Annotated in this window: 2 protein-coding genes and 1 pseudogene; 1 reads left to right on the forward strand and 2 read right to left on the reverse strand. The window is 45.9% G+C overall.

The genetic code is table 11. From position 1 onward, the window contains the following. Nucleotides 1–1,213 (reverse strand): protein kinase domain-containing protein (locus tag PN462_RS05595; RefSeq protein WP_272127033.1); only part of this gene is annotated, 1,213 nt, incomplete at its 3' end. Nucleotides 1,214–1,324: 111 nt separating this feature from the next. Here PN462_RS05595 and PN462_RS05600 point away from each other — a divergent pair. Next, nucleotides 1,325–2,237: pseudogene (locus PN462_RS05600) on the forward strand (IS982 family transposase). Nucleotides 2,238–2,560: 323 nt separating this feature from the next. Here the strand turns inward: PN462_RS05600 and PN462_RS05605 are convergent. After that, the coding region (locus PN462_RS05605) for a Uma2 family endonuclease (RefSeq protein ID WP_272127034.1) at nt 2,561–3,309 on the reverse strand (749 nt) is incomplete at its 5' end.

The raw sequence follows: 3,309 nt of genomic DNA on the forward strand, positions 1-3,309 counted from the left end.
CCACTAATAAGAATAAGCCTAATGTGAGAATGGTTAAGGGAAGGGTAAACAGGACTAAAATGGGTCGCACGATCGCATTCACAATCCCAAAAATCGCTGCCGCAATCAAGGCCGCGACAAACCCCTTAATCGCCAATCCTGCCACAATCGAAGCGGTGAGCAGTACCGCTAAGGCAGAGACTACCCAAGTTATTAAAAAAGTGCCCATAGTTCCCCCAGCGATAAATTTAGGCCTTTTAGCAGCAGATTTCGCGGTTTTGGGAGGGGTCGCAGGGGAAGCAGATGTGGCAGTCGCGGCAGTCGCGGAGACGGGTGGGGGGATATAAATGCGCTGTTCGAGTTGGTCAAGCTGCTCGAAAATCATCGCAGTATTTTCGGGGCGATCGCGGTATAATCTTGCCATCAATTGCTCTAAAAAGGCGATTAAGTCCGGGTGGAGGTTCTCCGTTTCGGGTTGCCACTGGAGTTGTGAGGTATAGGGGTCATACATATCGAGGGGATGTTTCCCGGTAAGGAGATGCACAAAAGTTCGTCCCAAGGCAAAAAAGTCCGACTGGGGAACCGTATGACCGTTTTCCTGTTCAATGGGAGCATATCCCCGCGAAAAGAGTACCGTTCCCCGTTGATTTTGACTGGCTAAAAAGGTGGCCGTAATTTCTTTAACAGTGCCAAAGTCAATTAAAGCCAACTGTCCATCGGGACGTAACATGATGTTGGAGGGTTTGATATCCCGATGAAAAAAGTTCTTTTGATGGACTTCCTGCAAAATATCCACTAATTGCCGTAACCATTTTAGAGCTAGTTTCTGGCGAATGGGTCGGTTGCCGCGTTTTTCCAGCCATTCTTCGAGGTTTTCCCCCTCAATTTCCTCCATCACCAAACAGTGTATCGGGTCGGGATTCTCTCTGGGGGTATAAGTAAAATAGCCATCGGGGTCAACATTGGGAATACCGGGATGGTTTAATTGTTGTAGGACTTCGGCTTCTTGGTGAAAAAGCGCGATCGCTTTATCATTATTCAGCGTCAACACCTTTAATACTTTTGCCACGCCCGCTTCTTCCACTTCATAGGTCGTGGCAAACCCTCCAGTCCCCAAAGGTTGCACTACCCGAAACTGTCCTTCCACTAACAACTCTGAACCGCAGGCTTGACAAAACAAGATATTATCGGGATTGGTTGGTTTAGGACAGTTGGGGTTAATACAATAGCTCATAGCCACAAAAGAGACTGTTGTTGTTTATTAACGTGAGTTCGACGGCCTAGACAAAGCTCAAGAAAAGGCTGAGACTGGGTTGTAACTATCCAACTCCCATCTCAGCCAGCTATGAGTAAAATTGTATCTCGCCTCGATGTCACCCGCATCTTTTGTGAAGTCGATGATTTTTGCCAACACTTCGAGCGCCACTGGGAGCAACAACTTCAACTGCCCTCAATGCCGGGAGAGAAGCGTTGCCGCTCACGAATGAAATTATCAGAAGTCATGACGATTGCAATTGCCTTTCACGGCTCGGGGTTTCGGACATTCAAGGAATTTTACACTCTCTGTGTACTTCCTCACTGGCGCAAAGCCTTCCCCAATTTGGTTAGCTACACCCGTTTTGTGGAATTGATGCCTTGGTCTTTGATGCTTTTGTGCTGCTTCTTGCATACCCGAAAAGGAGAAGTCACAGGAATTGCCTTCGTTGATTCAACGCCAATCCGTGTCTGTCATCCTTGTCGCGCTCGTGCCAACAAGGTATTTAAGGGATTGGTTCATTGGGGGAAGAACTCCGTCGGCTGGCATTTTGGATTCAAATTACACCTGATTATCAATGAACGAGGAGAACTCCTGGCTTTTAAATTAACACCGGCTAACACTGATGACCGAAAGCCTGTCCCGGAAATGGCTCAAGACCTTTTTGGTCAGTTATTTGGAGACCGAGGCTATATTTCTCAAAAACTCTTTGAGCAACTCTATGAGCAAGGACTCAAACTTGTTACTAAGTCCAAACGCAACATGAAGAATCGCTGGCCGGAAGACTGTCGAGAAGATTCTCCTACGCAAGCGTGCCTTAATTGAATCAGTTAATGATCAACTGAAAAATATTTGTCAAATTGAGCATTCACGCCATCGTAGTGTCTTCAACTTTCTGGTGAACTTGTTCGCTGGCTTGATTGCTTACACCTATAGCGAGAAAAAACCAGCCTTAGATTTGGAGGTCAAACACCTACCAGCACTGCCGACCACAATTTTCTAATCTCGTCGAACTCACGTTTATTTAGAAGGCTCAAAGGCTAATATAGAACGCTTAACTCGTTTGGTTTTACTTCTAGCGATCGCCTATACTTTATCTACCTTCAAAGGAGAGTCGATTAAACGCAAAGGTCAGCAAGCATACATTGCTCGCCAGAGAAAAGTAAAGGGCAAAGTGAGCAAGAATAGTAACTTTTGGATCGGTTTATATGGACAAAATTGGGTCGGAGCTTGGGATAGGTTCAAGGATTGTGTGGTCAAATTGATGGCACTCAGTCCCAATAAATTGCTCTTTTACCCAAGGGAGTTAAAAGCTAAAATCGCCATTCAACAAGCATTGTAGCTTCCTTGTCCCTCCATCAGCACAGAATCTGGATCAATTCCTAGTTCTTGCAAACGTTCTCTTAACCGTTGTACATCCGATTCGGCGCGATTAGCCCGTTCTTGTTCTCGTTGCTTTGCTTCTCGTTCTCGTTCTTTTTCTGCTCGTTCTCGCTCTGCGACTTCTTCTTGTAATAACACTAAATTGCCCTCTTGCTCATAAAAGCGCAACCAAAGGGCGTTCTCTCTCCTTAATCGTCCTTCCCACGTCCCCAACCATAACCCTAAACTCTCACACCATAACCATCCTCGCTCATCGGGGGTCAGTTCTTCATATTCCTGATTGCGGTTTAAATGCCAACCTTGCAAGGACTCTCCATTAAACGGATCATAGACAAAATAATCTTGGGTTCTAAAGGTTTGTTCGTAAAGTTCTTTTTTCTTGCTCGTATCTTCACTGGCAGTTGAGGGAGACATTAATTCTACAATCACATCGGGATAGCGTCCTTCTTCTTCCCAGACAACCCAACTACGACGTTCTCTTGTCCCATCTACATTTAACACCACAAAGAAATCTGGCCCGCGAAAGTCCCGGTTTCTTGCTTGTTGGCTACTGTAGTAAATAAACATATTGCCCCCCGCAAAATAGTCTTCTCGGTTCTGATAGACTTGGTTTACCGAGTCGATGAGGACATTCATGGCGATACGGTGGCGGTTACTTTCCAAGGGTTCTCCGTCGTCATAGGGTAAATCCG

This window comes from Spirulina sp. CS-785/01 (genome assembly GCF_028330525.1).
Classification (GTDB): Bacteria; Cyanobacteriota; Cyanobacteriia; order Cyanobacteriales; family Spirulinaceae; genus JAQMSD01.